The sequence below is a fragment of the Sandarakinorhabdus sp. genome, from assembly GCF_031422795.1.
Taxonomy (GTDB): domain Bacteria; phylum Pseudomonadota; class Alphaproteobacteria; order Sphingomonadales; family Sphingomonadaceae; genus Sandarakinorhabdus.
This window is the reverse complement of the sequence record NZ_JANPML010000009.1, coordinates 1-2,924: the sequence shown is the minus strand read 5'-3', so window position 1 is coordinate 2,924 and position 2,924 is coordinate 1. Positions and strand designations below refer to the sequence as shown.

2 protein-coding genes are annotated in these 2,924 nt (G+C 68.8%); one reads left to right on the top strand and one right to left on the bottom strand.

All coding sequences use genetic code 11. The features are described 5' to 3' along the window. Positions 1-188: 188 nt before the first annotated feature. Positions 189-1,016, top strand: a complete 828-nt coding sequence (locus RMO81_RS00455; RefSeq protein WP_310473757.1) for a LytTR family DNA-binding domain-containing protein — start codon at positions 189-191, stop codon at positions 1,014-1,016. Here RMO81_RS00455 and RMO81_RS00450 read toward each other — a convergent pair. Beyond that, the coding region (locus tag RMO81_RS00450) for a primosomal protein N' (protein ID WP_310473756.1) at positions 1,001-2,924 on the bottom strand (1,924 nt) is incomplete at its 5' end. The two genes, RMO81_RS00455 and RMO81_RS00450, sit on opposite strands and share 16 nt — an antisense overlap.

The following is a 2,924-nucleotide window of genomic DNA, read 5'->3' as shown; positions in this document are numbered from 1 at the left end:
TGGCCCGGCGTGCCCTGGCGGGCCAGCATCTGATACAGGCCCAGCGGCATGGCCAGGCAGGCGGCAACAAGATGGGCGAGCAGCAGTGGCGAGAGGTTGGCAAGCATGACAGGCGCTCCTTTGCGGTGAGGTGATATCCGTCGTTTGGCCAATCACCGCCGCTTGCCGCAACGCCGCTTTCGCCTATCATGCCCGTCACTTCGTCAACCCTGATCGAACCGGATTCACGCTGCGTGGAATCGACACTCCGCCTTTCCGCTGCCTCGGCCCCGCCGCTGCGCCCCATCGTCGCCGCCACGCTGTTTGCGGTTCTGGCCTGTGTGATCACCGGTCCGTTCGACACGCTGCGCCTGCCGCTGCCCAGCCGGCTGGTGTTCTGGTTGGTGCTGATCGGCTGGAACAGCGTGAAATGGTGGCTGTGGTATGCATGGGCCGGGCCGCGCACCACCGATCGCCGCACGGCAGTGCTGGCAGCGGTGGTCGGGGCGCTGCTGCTCAACGCGACGCTGCCGCTGGAAATCGATCTGATGTTCCGTGCCATTGGCCGGCCGCTTCAGTTGTCGTGGCTCGGCCTGTATCTGATGGCGCTGCTGGTGGCCGGCTCGATTTCGGCACTGTCGGCGGCCCTGCGGGGGCCGCGCGTGGTGCCTGCCGTACCCATGCCGGCAGCGCCCGTTCCCGCTTTGTTGGCCCAGCGGGCGGGCCTGCCCGATCTGGCGGATGTGTTGATGGTGGCCGCCGAGGATCATTATCTGCGCCTTGTGCTGGCCGACAGTTCCAAACACTACCGGCGCCCATTGGTGCTGTTTCGCCTGAGCGACGCACTGCCCGAACTGGCGGCGCTCGACGGCGCGCAGGTGCATCGCAGCGCCTGGGTCGCCCGCCGCCATGTTGCTGGCGCGCGGCGGGATGGCCGGCGCTGGCTGCTGGTGCTGGCCGATGGCACGGAACAAGCGGTGAGCGAAACGTTCCTGCCCGCCGTGCGCGCGGCGGGCTGGCTTCAGACAAAGCTGTAGGGGTCCACGTCCACCACCACGCGCACGCTGGACGGCAGGGCGGCGCCTCCCACCCATTCGCGCAGGATTGCCGGCAGCGGCAGGTCACGCCGGGCCTGCACCAGCAGCCGGTGCCGGTGCCGCCCGCGCAACATGGCCAGCGGGGCAGGGGCGGGGCCGAGCACCATCAGGCCTTCACGTTGCGGCGCCGCCGCGCCCAGCGCATCGGCGGCGGATTTGGCGGCAGCGGCGTCTTCGGAACTCACGATCAGCGCCGCCAGCCGGCCGAACGGCGGCAGGCCCAGATCACGGCGCGCCGCGATTTCGGCAGCGAAAAACGCCGCGGCATCACTGCGGCGCAGTGCCTGCATGATGGGGGCTTTGGGCTGGTGCGTCTGGATCAGCACGCGGCCCGGTTTTACGCCGCGCCCGGCGCGCCCGGCGGCCTGCATGATCTGCTGCCAGGTGCGCTCGCCTGCACGCAGATCGCCGCCCGACAGGCCCAGATCGGCGTCCACCACGCCCACCAGCGTCAGATCGGGGAAGTGATAGCCCTTGGTCACCATCTGCGTGCCGATGATCACGTCCACTTCGCGCGCTTCCACTGCTGCCACCAGTGCGGCGGCGCGGGCGGGGCTGGTGATGGTGTCGCTGGTGACGACGGCGGTGCGCGCCTGCGGCCAGGTGCGGCGCACTTCCTCGGCGATACGCTCCACGCCGGGGCCACAGGCCACCAGATGATCGGCCTCGCCGCATTCCGGGCATTGTTCCGGCACCGGCATCTGGTGGCCGCAATGGTGGCAGGCCAGCCGCCGCGACAGGCGGTGTTCCACCATCCACGCCGTGCAATGGGGGCACTGGATGCGGTTGCCGCAGGCCCGGCACAGGGTGAGCGGGGCATAGCCGCGCCGGTTGAGGAACAGCAGCGATTGTTCGCCCTTGGCCAGCGTGTCGGTGATGGCAGCCACTAGCACTGGCGACAGCCAGGTGCCCCGCGTTGGCGGATGGCGGGTCATATCCACCAGCACCACCTCAGGCAGTTCGGCACCGCCAAAACGGCTGGGCAGCACGAGATGGCGATAGGTGCCGCGGCTGGCCAGCACCTGGGTTTCGATGGCCGGCGTCGCCGTGGCCAGGATGATGGGCAGCCCCTCCATGCGGCCGCGCATCACCGCCACGTCGCGGGCGTGATAATGCACGCCTTCCTCCTGCTTGAAGCTGGCTTCGTGGGCTTCATCGACGATGATGGTTTTGAGGTTCGCATAGGGCAGGAACAGCGCCGATCGCGCCCCTACCACCACCTTGGCACGGCCATCGGCAATCGCCGCCCATGCAGCGCGGCGCTCGCTGGTTTTCAGATCCGAATGCCACGATAGCGGCTGGCAGCCGAAACGCGCGGCAAAGCGCGCCAGCCACGGCGCGGTCAGCGCGATTTCAGGCACCATCACCAGCGCCTGCCCGCCCTGCCGGATCGCCTGCGCCACGGCTTCGAAATACACCTCGGTCTTGCCGGAACCGGTCACGCCTTCCAGCAGGATCGGCGCGAATTCCGCCGCATCAACCGCAGCAATCAATTCATCGGCCACCGCCTGCTGATCGGCGGACAAAGCCGGCGGTGCAAACGCCGGGTCCGGCTCGGGCGGGGTGGCATCGCCGGCCACGCGGTTTGCAATCAGCGTGCCTGCCGTCACCAGACCCCGAATCACCGCATCCGACACACCGGCCATGCGCGCCAGATCCCGCGCCGTGCCCTGCCTTCCGTCAAGCCGCTCCAGCGCCTTGGCCCGCTCCGGGGTCAGCCGTTTCGGCACCGGGCCGCCCAGCCGATATTCGGTGAATTCGCGCGGACTGAGAAACGCCACCGACGGCCACGCCATGCGCACCACCGATTGCAGCGAGGCGACATAATAATCGGCGGTCCATTCGATC

Bases quoted from the DNA above. Each gene is read 5' to 3' on its own strand.
- RMO81_RS00455 (WP_310473757.1), top strand. From the start codon at position 189: ATGCCCGTCACTTCGTCAACCCTGATCGAACCGGATTCACGCTGCGTG.